The sequence below is a fragment of the Nitrincola alkalilacustris genome, from assembly GCF_008973755.1.
In the GTDB taxonomy this organism is placed as follows: Bacteria; Pseudomonadota; Gammaproteobacteria; order Pseudomonadales; family Balneatricaceae; genus Nitrincola; species Nitrincola alkalilacustris.
In genome coordinates, this window is sequence record NZ_WBOM01000003.1 from 217,638 (window position 1) to 236,526 (window position 18,889).

Genomic DNA, 18,889 nt, shown 5'->3' on the forward strand with positions numbered 1-18,889 from the left:
ATCATGAAAATGTCTGGTTGCTTTCGTTCATGCGCTGATCAGCCAGCAACATCAAAGCCTTACTGCTGCCATGGGTTTCATGCAGCTGTGCCAGAGCGCTCACCGCGTTCAGTTGCGGAGACAGCTTTTGCAGCGCGTGCATGACCTTTTCCAGCCGTTTGGCAACGGGTGGGGCTTTGTCTGTGATAGGCATCAGCATGACAAACTCAGTGCCGCCAAAGAAAAACACCTGGTCCTTGCGTCGACAGATGTTGAGCAGCTCCTGTGCGAAGGTTTTCAGCAGTGCTTCAGACTGTGCTCTGGTGCTCTGCTGGTTACCGAGTGGCAGGTTTTTCAGGCTGATTAAAGCGATCAGGCAATCCTGTTTATCTTCGCGGTAATGTTCGGCCGCCTGTTGCAGCGCCAGATCAAAGCGTTGGCGCCCGGGCAGGCCGGTCAACATGTCGAGTGGCTCGCTGCAGAACTCCTGTGCGCCGTTATTTTTCGGAGCGCTGGCAAGAAAGGCCGCGAGCAGATCCGCTGCGCATCCTATCAACTGCTTGGCAATATCGATTGATCCATGAAGTGGCGGGCCCCAGGCCGCAATGTGTCCGATCGCTTTCTGCGAGGGTAGATCTATGCGATGACCCAGCCAGGTGGTATCTGGCTGCCCAGCCAGGAGATCATCAAGTGGAAACTGATCAGTGTTGGACTGCATGCGTGATGAGAGATAGTCACTTTCATAGAGTGCAAAGGCTGCACTGCTGGCCATAACCTGATGGCGAGGAGCCTGCAGAGAGCCACCCTGCCACAGTCCGAGCAGGTCGATCGACTTGGCCGATTTGCGTTTGGCAACGACACAACCCTGCCATCCTAACAGCGTGCCGAGAATGCGTGCGGCGCTATTGAAAGGATCGCCACCTGCCTGAAGTGCCGGCAGAAGCTGCAGCATCAGGGTGCGCTGCAAATTCGGATCCTGTTCCGGATAGCCGATGATGGCAGTGTGCTTTTTTGCTCTCAAGCGTTGCAGTTGCAGCGTGTCGAGTTGCAGCGACTGGGAGTTTTTATCCTCGATCCATTCCTGAATCTGATGTTTATGTCCAGCACTGAGCTGTACATAGGCTTCATTGGCACAGTTGCTTTTGCCAGGCGTCCGCAACAGGAAGGGAAGAGGCATATCGGCAAAAAGTCTGGATAGTGTCTTTCGCTTCATGCTCTGCTCGCTTTTCAAGTAGGGAATAGGGTGTTGCTGAGGATAGGGCTAAACAGTGCCGACACTGCAAAGGCAGGTCGGCAACTCTGAGGAGCTGTTCAGCCTGCCAGCGCGTTTTTGATGCGTGCCAGTGCGTCCTGCAGCATCTCCATGCTGGTCGCAAACGACAGGCGCAGGTTACCCGGTGCTCCGAAGGCGGAACCCGGCACCAGAGCCACGCCCGCTTCCAGCAGCAGGTATTCTGCCAGTGCGATATCATCAGCAAACTCGGGGCGCGAGTCGATCACCTTCTGGAAGCTCGGGAAGGCATAGAAGGTACCATCTGCAGGCAGACACTCCACTCCCTCTATCTCATTCAGTGCCGCAACCACAAAATCATGGCGCTGCTTGAATGCACGGACCATCTCGGCCACACACTCCTGAGGACCATCCAGTGCAGCCTGAGCCGCGACCTGAGCGATGGAGTTGGGGTTGGAGGTGCTTTGCGACTGAACCTTCTTCATGGCACCGATCAGTTTGGCTGGCCCAGCGGCATAACCGATACGCCAACCGGTCATGGAGTAGGCTTTGGATACACCATTGAGCACGATGGTCTGATCATAGAGCTCCGGGCAGGCATTCAGAATATTGCAGAAGGGCTGGCCGTCGAACAGGGTATGCTCATACATGTCATCAGTGGCGATCAGCACATCAGGATACTGCTTCAGCACTTCACCCAGTGCCTTGAGTTCGTCCAGCGTGTAGGCGATACCGGATGGGTTGGACGGGCTGTTCAGCACCACCAGGCGCGTTTTTGGCGTGATCGCGCTCTGTAGCTGTTCAGGTGTGATCTTGAAGTGTTGATCCTGAGTGGTGGTCAGTATCACGGGCGTGCCGTCTGCAACCAGCACCATATCCGGATAAGAGACCCAGTAGGGTGCAGGGATGATCACTTCATCACCGGCATTGAGCAGCGCCAGCGAGAGGTTGAAGAAGCTCTGCTTGCCGCCACTGGATACCAGAATCTGATTCGGCGCATAGTCAAGGCCATTATCGCGCTTGAACTTGGCAATAATCGACTTCTTCAGTGCAGGTGTTCCATCCACGGCGGTATATTTGGTAATACCGTCATTGATCGCCTTGATTGCAGCATCCTTGATGTGCTGCGGCGTGTCGAAATCGGGTTCACCGGCACCCAGGCCGATAATATTCTTACCTTCAGCCTTGAGCTCGGCTGCACGATTGGTAACGGCCAGAGTAGGGGAAGGTTTGATGCTGTTTACACGGGTGGAAAGCTGCACGTCCAAGCCTGAATCCTCATAAATTATCGGGTGCAATGGATCCGAAAGGATCATGCAGAGCATACAGGATTGATCTGCGACTCTGAATCCCCATAACCCCTTATACAGCAACTTTTTTACGCACTTTGCAGATGGATACGGGTCTGATCAGGTTAGGTTGTCAGTGCTATTTTGCGTATACTGGTTCGCTTGTTTTCGTTGAGTGATTTGAGTGAGAGGAGTTGCGCGTGAAACAGCGCTTCAAAGTACATTCCGGCTTTAAACCGGCGGGTGATCAACCGGCCGCGATAGAGGCGCTGATTGACGGTATCGAGTCGGGGCTGGCCTCCCAGACGCTGCTCGGTGTGACCGGCTCCGGCAAAACCTTTACGGTCGCGAATGTGATTGCGGCTGTTCAGCGCCCCACGCTGGTGATGGTGCACAACAAGACGCTTGCCGCTCAGCTCTATGGCGAGTTCAAGGAGTTTTTTCCGGATAACGCCGTCGAGTATTTTGTTTCCTACTACGACTACTACCAGCCGGAAGCCTATGTACCGTCATCCGACACTTTCATCGAGAAGGACGCATCGGTTAATGATCATATAGAGCAGATGCGTCTTTCGGCGACCAAAGCCTTGCTGGAGCGTGAGGATGCCATCATTGTGGCTACCGTTTCGGCTATCTATGGTTTGGGTGATCCCAAATCCTATCTGTCGATGATGCTGCATCTGGATCGTGGTGATCGTGTGGATCAGCGCACACTGCTGCGCCGACTGGCTGAGCTGCAATACACGCGTAATGATGTCGAGCTGCATCGCGGTACCTATCGGGTGCGAGGCGATGTGATCGATGTGTTCCCGGCAGAATCCGAATATGAAGCGGTGCGTATCGAGCTGTTTGATGAGGAGATCGAGCAGATCAGCTATTTTGATCCGCTGACCGGCGAGCTGCTGCGTCGTGTACCGCGCGCCACCATCTATCCGAAAACCCACTATGTCACGCCACGAGACACCCTGCTGGCAGCTACAGAGCTGATCAAGGTGGAACTGCATGAACGACTTGAGCAGCTGCGAAGTAATAACAAGCTGGTGGAAGCGCAGCGACTTGAGCAGCGTACGCTCTATGATATTGAGATGATCATGGAGCTGGGCTACTGCCCCGGGATAGAGAACTATTCACGCTACCTGTCGGGCCGTGATGATGGTCAGGCACCTCCGACTCTGTTTGATTACCTGCCGGACAACTCGCTGCTGGTAATAGACGAATCGCATGTCACGGTGCCGCAGATCGGCGCCATGTTCCGTGGCGACCGCTCGCGCAAGGAAACCCTGGTCGAGTATGGTTTCAGGCTGCCCTCGGCACTGGATAACCGACCGATGAAGTTTGAGGAGTGGGAAGAAGCAGCACCGCAGATGATTTTCGTGTCGGCCACGCCGAGTAAGTACGAGGCAGCCAACGCGCAACAGATCGTTGAGCAGGTGGTGCGCCCGACCGGATTGATAGATCCCATGGTTGAAGTACGGCCTGCCAGCACTCAGGTGGATGATCTGCTGGGCGAGATACGCCTGGTCACCGAACGCAAGGAGCGCGTCATAGTCACAGTGCTGACCAAGCGTATGGCAGAGGATCTGACCGAATATCTGGCGGACAACGGTGTTCGCGTGCGCTATCTGCACTCGGATATTGATACGGTGGAGCGTGTCGAGATCATCCGCGACCTGCGTATCGGTGAGTTTGATGTGCTGGTGGGGATCAACCTGTTGCGTGAAGGGATCGATATGCCGGAAGTATCGCTGGTAACGATTCTGGATGCGGATAAAGAGGGCTTCCTGCGTTCGGAAACCTCGATGATCCAGACCATCGGCCGTGCTGCGCGTAACCTCAATGGTCGTGCCATCCTTTATGCTGATCGTATTACCGGCTCGATGCAGCGCGCGATTGATGAAACTGAACGGCGTCGCAACAAGCAGATCGCCTTCAATAAAGAACACAACATCACGCCGGTTGGTATCTTCAAATCGGTGGCCGATATTCTGGAAGGCGCACATACACCTGGCCATCGCAAAACCGGTCGGGGCCTGAAGAAGGTGGCAGAGACCGATGCGGAGTACAGAGTGGATGAAGTGGGTATGTCAGGCAAGGAGCTGGCACGCGCGCTCAGTGATCTGGAGGATAAGATGTATCTGGCGGCGAAGAATCTGGAGTTTGAGAAAGCCGCGCGCTACAGGGATGAGTTGCAGAGGTTGAAGCACAGTGGGCTGGTGGATTAATCCATCAGCTCATTGGAAGCGTATCTTTAAACGAACCTGATCATGAGTTCTGGATATTAATTGGCCCATTTCAATATCAATAATGAAATCACACTTCCGTAGAGGCCCGGATCATCGAATCGGTGAAATCGTAGACTTTGTCAGTCTGCGAAAGCAGTTTGATTTTCGTTCAATCGAGGTTGGGCGTTGGGTCTCACGTGCCGAGAATGAACAGGCGGCAGAATATTTCTACGATGCACTGTGTGATCTGATGACGATTCTGGGTGGCACTGAAAGCCTGATTTCACTGCGTGGAACACTGGCTATACAGTATGCCATTGGTGGTCGCCCCGGCGTCGCTGCACATTACAATCCGGCATTGCGTGCGTTTTCACTGGCGAAGAATGCTGGTCCCGGCAGTATTGCACATGAGTGGTTTCATGCGCTGGATCACTATCTGGTCGATAAGGTATTCATGGATGCTCCCACTCGACTGTTTGCCTCAGCAGCCTGGCTGAAGGATGCAACACCGGTTGCCCACCCGCTGAATGATGCTTTGTTCGAGTGCTTTCGGCAGATCATGCTGGATGAGCAGGGAACCGAGCCCAGTGAGCTGTGCAGTGCTTCGCTGAATATTGATCGTACTCTCAATATTCTCTACTACAGCTTGCCGGAGGAACTCTGTGCCAGGGCATTTGAAGCTTTTGTACAGGATCACACTATCTGCAACCACTTTCTGGTCAAAGGTACCAAAGAGTCGAAAGAGGCTGCGCTCGGCCTTTACCCCCGGGGGGCCCAGCGCCAACGCATCAATGAGGCATTCAGTACCTATTTCCAGCTGCTTGGTCGTGCCTTGAAACGCAAGGAGGGAGGCGATGCCTAACCAGCCTGAAAAAATTCAATGCGAACTTTGCGAGCGCGAAGCTCATCTGACGTTTCATCACCTGATTCCACGCAAGGTGCATCGAAGGGCGCATTTCAAGAAGCACTATACCTTTGAGCAGTTGCAAAGAGGCTTGTGGCTTTGCTATCCCTGTCACCGAGCGATCCATAAATTTCATGACGAGATGACACTGGCCCGTTTGCTTAATACTCGTGAACGCCTGTTGGCGGATGACTCGGTCGCGCGCCATGTTGATTGGGTGAGGGGGCAGAGAGTCATCAGGGGGTAGCTACCATTCTAAGTTGAAATCTGGTTTGTATATGGTTTTTCTGATGATCTGGTTTCTTTTATCTGTAGTAAAAGTGTGTCTATTATCGTTATTTCAGTGGTAACCCTTTATATTCAATGCTACTCAGAATTTGGCGGGAATATTGGAAATGGTTGAAGATGCAAGCTGGCGTGATAAATATAAAAAGCTGGCACGTGAGTTTGAGGGGCTAGAAAAGCAACAGAGGGTAGCCACTGATCAATCCCGGCAGTTGTTTCAGGCTTTGGCACTGGGCTTACAGGGAGGCAGTGCCGAGCTGGATCGGTCATTGGAACGGCTGAACCTGCATTTTGGTGAGGGTTCGCAAATAGAGCTGAAGCCAGTCATCAAAGAGATCATGCGCCACTCCAGAGATGCAGATTCCAAAAAAGTCAGAATCTCCGAAGAGTTGAAGAGTACTCTGACGGACTGGAGCCGGCAGCTTGAGAAACTCGACAGGGAGCAGGCGAAAGCAGAGGATCTGGCGGATCTGGTGACCCACCTGCCCGAATCCACCGAGGCGCTTTACACCTTGTCACCTGTGGTAAGGCGGCTGGTCAATTTACAGGATCAGTTACTGGCAGGGGTTTATCGTGGTGAGGAGATCGATCACCAGGCTACCAGCAGGCCCGAATCAACTTTATCAGTAAAAGTGACACGTGAGGTGGTTCAATGGCTGACGCAACTGACTTCGGCCTTACAAAAAATTGGAGCCGATGATCAACTCGTAAGGCCGATAGTCAACCAGCTTTCGGGCCTGAGTGATCCACAACAAATTGCAGGTGTCATCGCTGATCTGGTGCGTCTGGTACAGCAGCTTGAACCAGATATGACACAGGAGTTTGAAAATTATCTGCTGACTCTTAATGAGCAGCTTGAGATGGTTGAGCAGTATCTTGATGAGAGTCGCAACGCCGAGCACAAGGCGTTACTGGAACATCAGGAGCTGGATAAGGCGTTGCGCCATGATGTCAGTCAGATCCACAGCAGCGTTAAATCATCCAAGGACCTGGAAGCGCTGAAGGTCTCGGTTACCAGCCAGTTGGCGAAAATTGTGCGCACGATGAACGATTATAGCAAAGGCGAAACTGATCGTGAGAAGCAGCTTCAGGAACGATATGACAATCTGCTGCAAAAAGTACGTGCAATGGAGGTTGAGTCGGAGCATATCAAAGGGAGAATTGAAGAGGAGCAGCGTCAGGCCCGTACCGATGTGCTGACCGGCTTGCCAAATCGATTGGCATTTAATGATCAGATGAAGTCAGAGCTTGCACGCAAACGGCGTTATGGAACTTCGTTGAGTTTCTGTGTGGGTGATATAGATCACTTCAAGCAAGTTAACGATCAGTATGGCCATCCTGCCGGTGACAAGCTGTTGGCATTGCTATCCAGAACCTTGCGTCGGGAGCTGCGTGAAATTGATTTTGTTGCGCGTATAGGTGGGGAAGAGTTTGCTTTTATCTTCACCAATACCGATTTGGAGCAGGCGAAGCTGGTTGTCGAGAAACTGCGTGAAGCGGTACAGGCAAGTCCTTATCACTTTCAAGGTACGCCGCTTACCATCACCATGTCCTGTGGATTGGTAGAGGCTGGAGAGAGTGACGACTCAGATACCCTCTACGCACGTGCCGACAGACTGTTGTATCAGGCCAAGTCAGAGGGCAGGAATCGGGTTGTTGCTGGTTGAGGGGGAGCGTTTATTCTGAGGCAGGGGCAAATAAAAAACAGCCGCTCAGTTGAACTGAAAGCGGCTGTTTTCTGGAAATTGGTAGGACTAAGCGGACTCGAACCGCTGACCCCCACCATGTCAAGGTGGTGCTCTAACCAACTGAGCTATAGTCCTGAAACGTGGTGCGTATTATATAGGGTTAATGCTGTCTTGCAACACTTTTGCGGGAAAAACAGTAAAAAAATCAACTGAACAAATAGTATACAAGTTATTGATTTTTGCTGATTAACTGCTGATCAGCAGAGTGCCTGCAGGTGATCGCTCCCGCTTCTGTGCTAAGGTGGATAGAGCAGCGTGGCCCAGATGTTACAACAAGGAGGCGAGCCTTATGTTTACAGACTTTGAAGAGCGCGACTACACCGTGAATGGTGTCAGGATACACTGCAGGGTAGGGGGAAGTGGCCCTGGTTTGTTGCTGTTGCATGGGCATCCACAGACGCATGTGATCTGGCACAAGGTTGTGGGTGCACTCGCCAGCCATTTTACTGTGGTGGCGCCGGACCTTCGTGGTTATGGTGATAGCGAAAAACCGCTGGCATCCGAGGGGCATCTGGCGCACTCTAAACGTGAAATGGCGTTGGATCAGGTGGAGTTGATGCGTGAGCTTGGCTTCAGTTATTTCTCTGTCCTGGCACATGACCGCGGAGCGCGTGTGGCTCATCGCATGGCACTGGATCATCCGGGTCTGGTCAAGCGTATGATCCTATTGGATATCGCGCCAACTCTGGCCATGTACGAGCAGACGAATCTGGCTTTTGCTTCGGCTTATTGGCATTGGTTTTTCCTGATTCGGCCAGCCCCGTTGCCAGAAAAGTTGATAGAGGCAGATCCGGAGCTTTTCCTCAGAAGCTGCATGGGTAGTCGCAGTGCGGGTATGACCCCCTTTACTGATGGCGCATTTGCCGAGTATCTGCGCTGCCTGAGGTTGCCCGGAACAGCAACGGGCATCTGCGAAGATTATCGTGCCAGTGCCAGCATTGATCTGGAATATGATCGACTGGATCGCGAAGCGGGAAATAAGATCAAGGTTCCTCTGCTGGTCATGTGGGGCGATCAGGGGATAATCGGACGCTGCTTTGATCCATTGAAAGAGTGGCGGTCTGTTGCGACGGATGTCAAAGGTCATGCATTGCCTTCAGGTCACTATATTGCTGAAGAGATACCTGAGCTGTTGTTGGAGGAGTCATTACCGTTTTTGCTTGAGGTCTGACATGTCAGATGGGCGGCAGGATATAGAACAGATCCTTTGCTGTCGCCTCCACCTGTAATATACTCTAGGCATTATTCCGCTTTTACGATCTGCGCTCAAACGCCTGAACCTATATATTTACGCATTCCGCAAAAAAGGGGTGTGATCTGTAATGTGTGCCTGTCAGTAAGAGTGCATTATTTTCAACTGTCCAGATTCGTTAATCATTAACTGCTTTTTGAATGTGAGGGCAAAATACTATCATGTCAGATCCGATCATGGATTATCTGAGTTCATTTTCTGTGGATCAGCTGTGTGAAATAGCGACAAGGATTGAGGCTGTTGCGGCCAGGCGTCGGACAGAGATGGAAGAAGAGCAAAAGCGCAAAGTATTGGCTGATCAGCAGCCTGCACAGAGTACGTTCAGAGTACCCAAAATACCTTCCGCTGGTAAAGTTGAAGATCTCGCCAGCTCTCTGGATCTCGACATCAGCCAATTGATGAAAGAGGTCAAGGCCTGGTCGCGCTGATATGGCGATATCACCTGGATCTTGGATTCGCTCTATAAAAGCTGCTCTATTGCCGCTTTGATGTCAGCCGAGTCTGGTTTTGTTGTGCTCGGAAAAACGGCTATTACTCTGCCCTCGCGGTCTATCAGGTATTTATAAAAGTTCCAGCGTGGCGCCTGTGATTGCCTGGCCAGCTCATGGAAAACAGGATGTGCATCCGCTCCACGAACACTGATCGGTGCAAACATGTCGAAGGTCACACCAAAATTGATAAAACAGACCTGAGCAGCTGCTTCCTCATCACTGGCTTCCTGGCGAAAGCTGTTGGAGGCAAAGCCAGCAATTTTGAGCCCTTTTGAGCGGTATTCCTGATGCAGAGCCTCCAACCCTTCAAACTGTCCGGTAAAGCCGCAACGGCTGGCAGTGTTGACCAGCAATAGTGGATGCCCGGCATAGGCGTCGCGCAGGTTGACTACTTCAGTGGAGTGCAATTTTCGCATCTCATGGTCGTAGAGTGCAGAGGGGTTTGGTGTCGTGTCTGCCAGCACCGGTGTACAGGTCATCAACAGCATCATGGACAGCTTCTTCAAAGATGGCATAACTGGCTCCGGTTCCAAGTGGTTCAGAATATCATTTCCTTCTGATGATACGTTTGTCTATGAGTATCAGATTGGCACACAGAGCGGAAGTTTCAACCGGATCACAGTACCTCTGCCTGGAATATGGTATCAGCCGGAGCGGGTTTGCCAAGCAGGTAGCCCTGAAACAGGTCGCAACCCTGCTGCCGCAGAAATGTGAATTGCTCTTGAGTCTCGACACCTTCGGCAATGACCTCCAGTCCCAGGCTGTGCCCCAGCGAGATAATGGCAGTCGCCAGAGTGGCGTCATGATCGCCGGTGGTAATGTTATTGACGAAGGATTGATCAATCTTCAATTGATCAATCGGAAGCTGTCGCAGGTAGGCCAGTGAGGAGTAGCCTGTACCGAAATCATCAAGTGAGATCAGAATGCCGGAGGCTTTCAGCTGCTGCATCTTACTGATCACCTCTTCGGTGTTGGCTACAAGGCTGCTCTCGGTCAGTTCTATCTGCAGGTGCCGGGGAGATGCGCCGGTCTGGGTCAGTACTTCGTGTACTTGCATGACAAAGTCTGGCTGGTTGAACTGACGCGCACTGACGTTGACGGACATGATCAGATTGCACCCCTGCTCGGTCTGGTGCCACTGCGCCAGTTGCTGGCAGGCTGTCTTCAATACCCACTCTCCGATTGCCAGAATCTGTCCGGTCTCTTCGGCCAGGGGAATGAAGAGTCCAGGTGAAACCATACCTCTTTCAGGATGTTTCCAGCGGATCAGGGCTTCAGTCCCGATCACCTTGCTCTGCGCATCTGTCTGAGGCTGGTAATAGAGCTGCAATTGATGCTTATTGATCGCTTCGCGCAGTGCATTGATCAGCGCTATACGTTCAAGTATCTCATGTTGCAGGTCCGGGTCAAAAAAGCAGATCTGGTTTCGGCCTGCTGCCTTGGCCTGATACATCGCCTGATCTACCTGTTTCAGCAACTCATCGCCGGTAGCATGGTGATTTTCGAACAGGGTGACGCCAATACTGGCTGTACTGTAGTAAAGCTGGTCCTTCAGTTGATAAGGCTCATTCAAGGCTGTCGCTATTTTCTCGGCAATCTGCTCCGCACGCGCTGCTGCCTGAGCCGAATCGGTACCAATACCCTCAACCAGTGCAATAAACTCATCTCCCCCCAGTCGAGCAAGTGTATCGTTTTCTCTGACTACCCGCTTGAGGCGGCTGGCCGTTTGTTGCAGTAACTGATCACCTGTTTTGAGTCCAAGGGAATCATTCAGATATTTGAAGTTGTCGAGATCAACCAAAATCAGTGCGCTGATATACTGACCTCGTTGAGAGTTGGCCAGGGCATGATCCAGACGATCACCCAGCAGGCGGCGGTTGGGTAGTTGTGTCAGAGGATCGTAGAATGCCAGGCGGTTGATCTTATCTTCCCGCTCTTTGCGTTCCGTCATATCAGTCAGTGTGGCAAGGTAGTGGCTGATGCGGCCTTGATGATCATGAATCGCCGCGATTGATAGCCATTCAGGGTACACTTCACCGCTCTTGCGTCGGTTCCAGACCTCTCCCTGCCAGCCACCTTCACTGTTAAGCTGAGTATACATCTGATCATAAAAAGCCCTGTCATGCCGTCCTGAGCTTAGTATTGATGGCTTTTTACCGATCACCTCGTGCGCTTCATATCCTGTGATTCTTGTGAAAGCCTGATTGACACGGATTATGGTCTGATCTGCATCTGTGACCAGTATGCCTTCGAGTGAATTGAAGGCAGTGGCGGCAATGCGCAGCTCCACTTCTGTTTCCTTGCGTTCGGTGATATCACGCGCCAGCATGATGAACCGTGCATTGCCATTACTCATTTTCTTGCGTGCGACAGAGAGCTCAAACCAATGGGTATTTCCATTAATCTGCAAGGGGTAACTCTTGCCGCTGGAGAAGTTGTTGTCATGAGCTTCCTGAATCGCCTCCATACAGGCTGTGGAAGCTTCGACAGGTAAGAGTTCTGCAAATTGCCTGTTCATGAACGCCTCCGGCGGGAGGTTCAGCAGCTCAGTCCTGGGTGAGTGGTAGGCCAGTATCCGGCCACTCAGGTCTACCTCGAACAGCAGGTCTGGAATGGCATCCAATGTGGCCTTCAGTTGTGACTGTGCTTCCAGAATGTCGGCAGTACGCTTGTGTACTATCCCCTCCAGACTGTGGCGGTGGCGGTAAATTCTGAGCAACAGGTGTGTTTGTAATATGATCAGCAGGGGGAAAAGCAGGCCCAGCAGCAAATTACGAGTGAGGTGCCATTTATTACCCCATCCCCCAACCGGTTCAGCATGAAGCTCCCAGTAGCCATTCGGTACCTGAATGGTGGCTGTAACAGGTTCTGTTAAGACCTGTTTATCAGATTGATCAATTATGTCTTGTGTATTGCCATGTGGGGCAGGTCGCAATAGCTTGTACTCGTAACCACTGAGCAGCAGTTGCGACAATCCAGCTTCGCTCAGTAAATCCGGCAGTCGCAGTGCGACATTCGTGAACCCCCAGAAGAGAGGTTCTTCATCATGTTTCTCGAGGTAAACCGGCAGGCGGGCAATCAGACCAACACCTCCCTGAACAAGCTCCAGGGGGCCAGCCAGTGTCATGGTTCCACTGATGCGAGCCAGGGAGGCTTCCGTACCCTGCTCATCATCTTCCAACTGATTAAATCCCAAGGTGGACTCATTGCCCTGTAGTGGGTAGACATGGGTTATGACGCCATCCGGCGACAATGCCAGATGTGATAAGGCAGGGTAATACTCAAGCAGTGATACAGCAGTGCTGTCAAAGTCGATCACCTCTCCGTGGTGGTGCTCTAACATGGCCGCCAGCGCATAGTTTGCAGACAGGCTTTGATTGAGCGTGGTGTGGATCAGGGCAGCGTGACTATGTACCAGAGCGTTTGCGTTGGCTCGTTCAACACGGGCTCTTTCAGTTTCAAGCTCGTGCACTACGAAGGCAGATAAAAAACCGGCTAAAAGAAATGCGGCAGCGGTGAGCAGACCTGGCGAGCGCAGGGCCAGCAGCTTAAGGCTATGCATCTGATCTATCCATTCTGTCGGTGTTGCTTCTCTGTTGAAAAGGGGGTTGGTTTGTGTCGAAGATGAGCGCCATTGACTACATATCACTGGGATAGAGACCATTCGGTAAATTAGATCTTATCAATATGTAAGGTTGAAATCAGTAACTGATTGAACGTTATGCGTACAGATACATGAAAATGAGGCATAATAGTTGGTAATTGTGGCAATACCTTGATAAAGCATGAGTTGCATAAGGAATATCATGCTGACCACCTCTATAGACAGGCACGGATGAGATGGCTTTTTGGGTGACAAGAATCGTCAGATTGATGTTGATCAGTAGTCTGCTGTGCTTCATGCCATATGCGGTTGCTGAGCCAGAATTAACCTCTGTTCGGCTGCAGCTCAAATGGCTGCATCAATTTCAGTTTGCCGGCTTTTATGCTGCCAGGCATCAGGGATATTACCGTGAGGCCGGGCTGGATGTAGTCATCCTTGAAAATGAACCTGAGCGAGATCCCACTCAGGTTGTGCTCTCGGGAGATGCTGAGTTCGGTGTGGCAACGTCCGGCCTTGCAATCCATCGGGCAGAAGGTAAGCCGGTCGTGGTGCTGGGCGTTATTTTTCAGCACTCGCCTTATGTCGTGTTGGCCAGAACCGGCCAGGACCTCAGAAGTGTGCATGATCTGGCTGGAAAGCGCCTGTTGCTGGAGGGTGGGGCAGAGGAGCTGATCTCTTACCTGCGTATGGAGCAGGTACCGCTCGAAAGCATCGAGATAGTGCCTCATGAGGGTAATGTTACGGCATTACTCGAGGGGCGTGTCGATGCCATGACGGCTTACACCACCACGGAACCCTTTCATCTTCAGCGCGCTGGTTTTCCCTATCAGTTATTGAATCCACGCTCCTCGGGGATAGATTACTATGGTGATACCCTGTTCACGACAGAGTCACTACTGAAGCAGAATGAGCAACTGGTAAGAGCCTTTCGTGATGCCACGTTCAAAGGTTGGCGCTATGCTTTGGATAATACAGAAGAGATCATTGATCTGATCATAAAGGAGTATGATCCACAGGCCAGCCGTGATGCCTTGCGCTACGAAGCACGCGAGATACATAGGCTGATGGTCGGCTCACTGGTGCCTCCGGGGCATATGTATGAGGGTAGATGGCGGCATATTGTCAGCAGTTTTGCAGAAGCGGGGCTGATGTCACCGGAATTTTCGCTTGATGGTTTTCTGTACCTGCCTGAGGCTGATGTGCAGACACCTGCAAATCTGACGACGATCTACACCATCCTGTCAGCTTCTATCATTGTCTCGGTGCTGGCGAGCATCATCATGCTCTATTTTCATCGACTCAATTATCGCATGAGGCTGGAGATCAAGGAGCGGACTCTGTTGGAACAGCGACTCAGAGAGCTGGCGCGTACAGATTGGCTGACCGGTGTCATGAATCGACGCCATTTCATGGAGGTGGCTGATCAGGAGGTATCGCGCTCAAGGCGTTATGCGAAGCCTCTGTCGGTGCTGATGATGGATCTGGATCACTTCAAGAATATCAATGATCGTTATGGTCATGCGGCGGGTGATGAGGTGCTGGTTGCTTTTGTGCGCGAATGCCAGCGGTTGCTCAGGGAAGAGGACTCGTTGGCGCGCATGGGCGGGGAGGAGTTTGCGATACTCTTGCCCGAAACCGGTCTGGAGCGGGCGCTCATAGTGGCTGAAAAGCTGCGCAAGGCAATAGAGTTCAATCCGGTTGAGCGCACAGGCGAGCCGTCTATTTCACTGACGATAAGTATAGGCTGTTGCGAGCTCAGCGAAGAGAACCACGATATAGAGATGATGCTGTCAAAAGCAGATCAGGCGCTGTATCGTGCCAAAAAAATGGGCCGTAACCAAGTAGCCTCCTGACTGTTACCTGGTTAAGGCACCCATTATTATCTCAGTTCGCTGTGTCGGCCAGTGCTGCTTTTTGTTCAGCAGCTCTTGCTTCATGTCGGCGCTTGATCTCATAAATCGCCGCCAGCAGGACAGTGATCACGATCAGTATGAGACCCAGCGCATTGACGGCGGGAGTCAGACCGGTTCTGACCTTGGAGGCGATATAGACGGTCAGCGTCGTATCATAGCCTTTTACGAACAGGGTCGTGTTGTAGTTCTCAAAGGACTGGAGGAACGCGATTACACCTGCTGACAGTATCGCAGGCATAAGGTAAGGCAGAGTGATGCGTCTGAACACCTGCAGATGGGTGGCACCGAGGCTGAAGGCAGCATTCTCCAGGGTTCTGTCAAAGCGCTGCATGCGCGCGAGTATCATCAGCATCACATAGGCAGCAATGAAGGTTGTCTGAGCGATGATGGTCAGGAAGATCCCGCCGCTGACACCCATGCTGCGCCAGAAAATCAGGGTCGAGATGCCGATGATCACGCCGGGTGTCAGGAGTGGGGAGAGCATCAGACCATAGATGAAGTTTTTACCGCCACCACGATAGGTCGAGAGAAACAGGGCGCAGGCGACACCGATAGGCACAGCAATCGCCAGCACACCAGCCGCAATGATGGCACTGTTGCTAAGTGCCTGCCACATGCCGGAGTCGTTCCACAGCTCTTCAAACCATTTCAGTGTGGTACCACGCCAGGGAGAGATCGTCGGAAAGCGGCTGTCATTGAAAGTCGCAGCCGACATGATGATCAGTGGCGTGAACAGATAAAGAAAGAACAGTGTAATGTAGAAACGAATGCCCCACTTGAGGATGTTTTGTGAACTCATCGTGCGATATCCCCCAGGCCAACCTTGAACAGACGCATCACCAGGACGATAAAGCCGATACACAGTAGCAGCAGGATAAAGGCATACGCCGCCCCCTGATTCCAGTCGCCTCCCTCAAAGAACCAGTTGTAGATGATCTGAGTGAACCATCGACTACCTGGTGAGCCAAGCAGCGCAGGCACCGCGTAGCTGCCAGCCGATAGCATGAACACCATGATACAGCCGGTGGCGATACCGGGTTTGGCATGTGGAATGATGATTCGGTAGTGGGTTCTGATCCAGCCGGAGCCAAGATTTCTGGCAGCCTTGATCTGATTGCCGTCCAGACTTTCTATCGCGTTATACAATGGAAACACCATGAACAGGATATAAGCATAAACCATGCCGATGATGACGCCGCCATCTCCCGACAGAAAGCGTATCGGTCTGTCTATGAAGCCCATACCCAGCAACAGTGCGTTCAACGGGCCGCGATAAGACAGGATAATAAACCATGAAAAGGTTCTCAGTATCTCATTGATCCAGAATGGAATGATCAGCAGCAGTACGCATAGAGCCGCTTGCCGCGGGGTTGCAACCTTTGCCAGATAATAAGCCAATGGATAGCAGACAATGAGAGTACAGACGGTCACCAGTACACTTGACCAGATGGTTTTGAAGAAAATGGTTTGATGGATCTGGTTGTTGAACAGCGTGACATAGTTGCTGAGTGTATAGTTGTCATTCGGACCACCGATCTGGCTCGGAGGCAGGTTGGGTCTTAGTGAATAGTCGATCATCAATACCTGGGGCAGAACAACCAGCATCACCAGCCAGAGCAGCATCAGCAACAGAATGCCGATGGCGACCATGGGGCCGAAACGGTCTGAGAGTTGCTTAAACATCGCTTTTACCCGACATGATGATGGCGTCCTGGGCATCGAACCCGAAGATCACCTGATTTCCTGTAGCCAGATCACCTATATTCACATCACTGAGCAGCTGTGCTCTGATGGTGCTCTGAGTGTTGATAGGGGTGGCCTCCATCATCAGATAGGCGCCCTCGAAGTTCAGCTCCTGTATCTTTGCGGTGAAGCAGTTTTCTGTCATTTCGGTACGACGATTGAGCAGCTCGGGGCGGATAAACAGCAGGGCACTCTCTCCAACCGACAGGTCATGCACACTGGTTCCTGAGAGCTGCCCCAGAACGCCGCAGTCCAGTGTGGTTCGCTTACCATCCATCGCAATCACTTTGCCTGCGATGCGGTTGTTCTCTCCTACAAAGGATGCAGCAAAAGGCGTTGCGGGGGCTCGATACAGAGTGACGGGGTCGGCGACCTGCTGCAGCTTGCCTGCCGACATCACGCCGACTCTGTCGGACATGGTCAGCGCTTCGCCCTGATCGTGCGTAATGTAGATAAAGGTGATGCCTGTTTTACGTTGTATCTCTTTCAACTCAGTGCGCATATGCTGGCGCAGTTTAAGATCCAGTGCCGACAGTGGTTCATCCAGCAGCAATACTCTTGGCTCAACCGCGAGTGCGCGAGCGATGGCGATACGTTGTTTCTGTCCGCCTGACAGGTCGCTGATACGCTTGTCGCGGCATTCAGGCAGGGCCACGAGATTGAGCAGGCGATCAGAAACCTTTCTGCGTTCGGCTTTTTTGATGCCCCTGACTTCAAGACCAAACTCAATGTTCTCTGCCACGGTCATCAGAGGGAAGAGCGCGAGGTTCTGAAAGATCATTGAGGTTGGCCGCTTGTTGGCGGAGACGCGGCGCATATCTTCGCCGCCTATACGAACCGTGCCTTCGGTAGGGTCAAGAAATCCACTGATCATATTAAGGATGGTGGTTTTGCCACAGCCTGATGGGCCGAGAAAGCTGAAGAATTCGCCTGATTCGATTTTCAGGTCTGTTTTTTGAACGGCAACGAAGTTGTCGAACTGCATCATGACGTTATCAAGATGAACACTGCTATCCATAAAGTCTTACACCGGGTAGGTAGGGCATGACCCCGAGAGCCGGGGCCATGCGAAGAGTTGTAGGTCTGAATCAGGCGGAGAGGTAGCGATCCTGATATTCGTTGCGCAGCGCAACGTACCAGGGTTCCTGAATCGGCCACCACCATAGATTCTTCAGATCCTGCTCAGTGTAGGAGTCCAGGAAGAACTGTTTGGTCTCTTCCGGCAACAGCTCGGCAGCACCTTTTGAGGTAGAGTTATAACCGGTTGCCTTGACAAACATGGCGCCGGCTTCTGGTGTGTAATACCAGTTGATGAACTCATAAACTGAGTCGATGTTATTGGCATTTTTCGGGATCACAAAGCCTTCCATCCAGGCCATGGCACCCTCTTTAGGTGCGGCATAACCCATAGGCTCACCCTCTTTGATCAGGTTGAAGGCGGTACTGTCCCAGGTCTGGCCAATCACGGCACCGTTGGCCAGGAAAGCACCCTGCGCTTCGTTCTCGGTTGACCAGAACTGAGCGATCATATGTTTGTGCTCAGTTGCCACTTTCAGGATCACATCGAAATTGGCTCGCATTGCCTGCTCGTTCTTGTAGGAATCAAGCAGTGGGAAGGGAAGTTGTCCTGCCTGCTCCAGCCACAGGCCGATACCGACCAGTGCAGAGTGACCACGTACAGTCACACCATCACCATGCTCAGGGTTCCACAGATCACCATAGCTGAGGTTGCTGCGATCAACCTTGGCCAGCTCTTTGTTGTAGCAGATCGCTTCCGTACCCCAGTCAGAAGGTGCGAAGTAACGTTTACCATCAACAATACCGCCGACCTCTGAGCCTTCGATGGCACTTTCCAGGGCGCCATCCCAGTTGATGCGGCTGGTATCCAGTGGCTGAACAAGATCAAACTCGACGTAGCCCGGTACGCGGTCAACGGTTGGCATGATAATGTCAAAGCCTGAGCCATCTGTGGCGCGCAGGGAGTTCATCAGCTCGTCGTTGGTGCCATAGGGGGTGAAAGTGGCATTGATGCCGGTTTTTTCTTTGAAGTCAGAGAGCATTTCGTCAGTGATGTAGCCTGCCCAGGCATAGATACGGAGCTCTTTGCTTGAGGCCAGTGCACTGTTGATGAAAAACGGGCTGGCTGCGAGTGTTCCGGCAGCAGCCGCACCTTTCAAGAATTGGCGACGTGAGACTGTCATGGCATGTTCCTGATGTTAGTTAATTTT

The 18,889-nt window shown here is 52.2% G+C and carries 15 protein-coding genes and 1 tRNA gene; 7 read left to right on the forward strand and 9 right to left on the reverse strand.

Annotated features, from left to right (window positions below; all coding sequences use genetic code 11):
* Position 1: 1 nt before the first annotated feature.
* The gene (locus F7R27_RS06585) at positions 2-1,192 is read right to left on the reverse strand and encodes a GGDEF domain-containing protein (protein ID WP_151703435.1); all 1,191 of its coding nucleotides are present in this window, start codon (positions 1,190-1,192) and stop codon (positions 2-4) included.
* Between the two features lie 98 nt (positions 1,193-1,290).
* Complete coding sequence (locus F7R27_RS06590; RefSeq protein WP_151703436.1) at positions 1,291-2,478, reverse strand: pyridoxal phosphate-dependent aminotransferase; 1,188 nt, start codon at positions 2,476-2,478, stop codon at positions 1,291-1,293.
* 221 nt (positions 2,479-2,699) lie between these two features.
* On the opposite strand from F7R27_RS06590, the gene uvrB reads away from it, so the two are divergent.
* The 4 genes from uvrB (at position 2,700) to F7R27_RS06610 (ending at position 7,577) form a co-directional block, all read left to right on the forward strand.
* Positions 2,700-4,721: an excinuclease ABC subunit UvrB gene (uvrB, locus tag F7R27_RS06595; RefSeq protein WP_151703437.1), complete on the forward strand. Its 2,022-nt coding sequence runs from the start codon at positions 2,700-2,702 to the stop codon at positions 4,719-4,721.
* Positions 4,722-4,803: 82 nt separating this feature from the next.
* The gene (locus tag F7R27_RS06600; RefSeq protein ID WP_151703438.1) at positions 4,804-5,583 is read left to right on the forward strand and encodes a CLCA_X family protein; all 780 of its coding nucleotides are present in this window, start codon (positions 4,804-4,806) and stop codon (positions 5,581-5,583) included.
* Complete coding sequence (locus F7R27_RS06605; protein ID WP_151703439.1) at positions 5,576-5,872, forward strand: hypothetical protein; 297 nt, start codon at positions 5,576-5,578, stop codon at positions 5,870-5,872. The genes F7R27_RS06600 and F7R27_RS06605 overlap by 8 nt, the downstream gene beginning before the upstream one ends.
* A 148-nt stretch (positions 5,873-6,020) precedes the next feature.
* The gene (locus tag F7R27_RS06610; protein ID WP_151703440.1) at positions 6,021-7,577 is read left to right on the forward strand and encodes a sensor domain-containing diguanylate cyclase; all 1,557 of its coding nucleotides are present in this window, start codon (positions 6,021-6,023) and stop codon (positions 7,575-7,577) included.
* A gap of 79 nt (positions 7,578-7,656) precedes the next feature.
* Here the strand turns inward: F7R27_RS06610 and F7R27_RS06615 are convergent.
* Positions 7,657-7,733: transfer RNA gene (locus F7R27_RS06615), tRNA-Val, on the reverse strand.
* Between the two features lie 214 nt (positions 7,734-7,947).
* On the opposite strand from F7R27_RS06615, the gene F7R27_RS06620 reads away from it, so the two are divergent.
* Together F7R27_RS06620 and F7R27_RS06625 are read left to right on the forward strand one after the other, a co-directional pair.
* Complete coding sequence (locus tag F7R27_RS06620) at positions 7,948-8,829, forward strand: alpha/beta fold hydrolase (protein WP_151703441.1); 882 nt, start codon at positions 7,948-7,950, stop codon at positions 8,827-8,829.
* 242 nt (positions 8,830-9,071) lie between these two features.
* Positions 9,072-9,338, forward strand: coding sequence for a hypothetical protein (locus tag F7R27_RS06625; protein WP_151703442.1), 267 nt, complete (start codon positions 9,072-9,074; stop codon positions 9,336-9,338).
* Positions 9,339-9,370: 32 nt separating this feature from the next.
* Here F7R27_RS06625 and F7R27_RS06630 read toward each other — a convergent pair whose 3' ends face one another.
* Positions 9,371-9,916: a glutathione peroxidase gene (locus tag F7R27_RS06630; protein WP_151703443.1), complete on the reverse strand. Its 546-nt coding sequence runs from the start codon at positions 9,914-9,916 to the stop codon at positions 9,371-9,373.
* 101 nt (positions 9,917-10,017) lie between these two features.
* Positions 10,018-12,963: an EAL domain-containing protein gene (locus F7R27_RS06635; RefSeq protein ID WP_168927447.1), complete on the reverse strand. Its 2,946-nt coding sequence runs from the start codon at positions 12,961-12,963 to the stop codon at positions 10,018-10,020.
* A gap of 278 nt (positions 12,964-13,241) precedes the next feature.
* Between F7R27_RS06635 and F7R27_RS06640 the strand changes: the two genes are divergently transcribed.
* The gene (locus tag F7R27_RS06640) at positions 13,242-14,858 is read left to right on the forward strand and encodes a GGDEF domain-containing protein (RefSeq protein WP_151703445.1); all 1,617 of its coding nucleotides are present in this window, start codon (positions 13,242-13,244) and stop codon (positions 14,856-14,858) included.
* 31 nt (positions 14,859-14,889) lie between these two features.
* Here F7R27_RS06640 and F7R27_RS06645 read toward each other — a convergent pair whose 3' ends face one another.
* The 4 genes from F7R27_RS06645 to F7R27_RS06660 form a co-directional block, all read right to left on the reverse strand.
* The gene (locus F7R27_RS06645) at positions 14,890-15,717 is read right to left on the reverse strand and encodes an ABC transporter permease (RefSeq protein ID WP_151703446.1); all 828 of its coding nucleotides are present in this window, start codon (positions 15,715-15,717) and stop codon (positions 14,890-14,892) included.
* Positions 15,714-16,601, reverse strand: coding sequence for an ABC transporter permease (locus tag F7R27_RS06650; protein ID WP_151703447.1), 888 nt, complete (start codon positions 16,599-16,601; stop codon positions 15,714-15,716). Before F7R27_RS06650 ends, F7R27_RS06645 begins: the two co-directional genes overlap by 4 nt.
* The gene (locus F7R27_RS06655) at positions 16,594-17,679 is read right to left on the reverse strand and encodes an ABC transporter ATP-binding protein (protein ID WP_151703448.1); all 1,086 of its coding nucleotides are present in this window, start codon (positions 17,677-17,679) and stop codon (positions 16,594-16,596) included. The genes F7R27_RS06650 and F7R27_RS06655 overlap by 8 nt, the downstream gene beginning before the upstream one ends.
* Before the next feature lie 70 nt (positions 17,680-17,749).
* A complete protein-coding gene (locus F7R27_RS06660) occupies positions 17,750-18,862 on the reverse strand; it encodes an extracellular solute-binding protein (RefSeq protein WP_151703449.1) in 1,113 nt (370 codons plus the stop codon).
* Between the last annotated feature and the right edge of the window lie 27 nt (positions 18,863-18,889).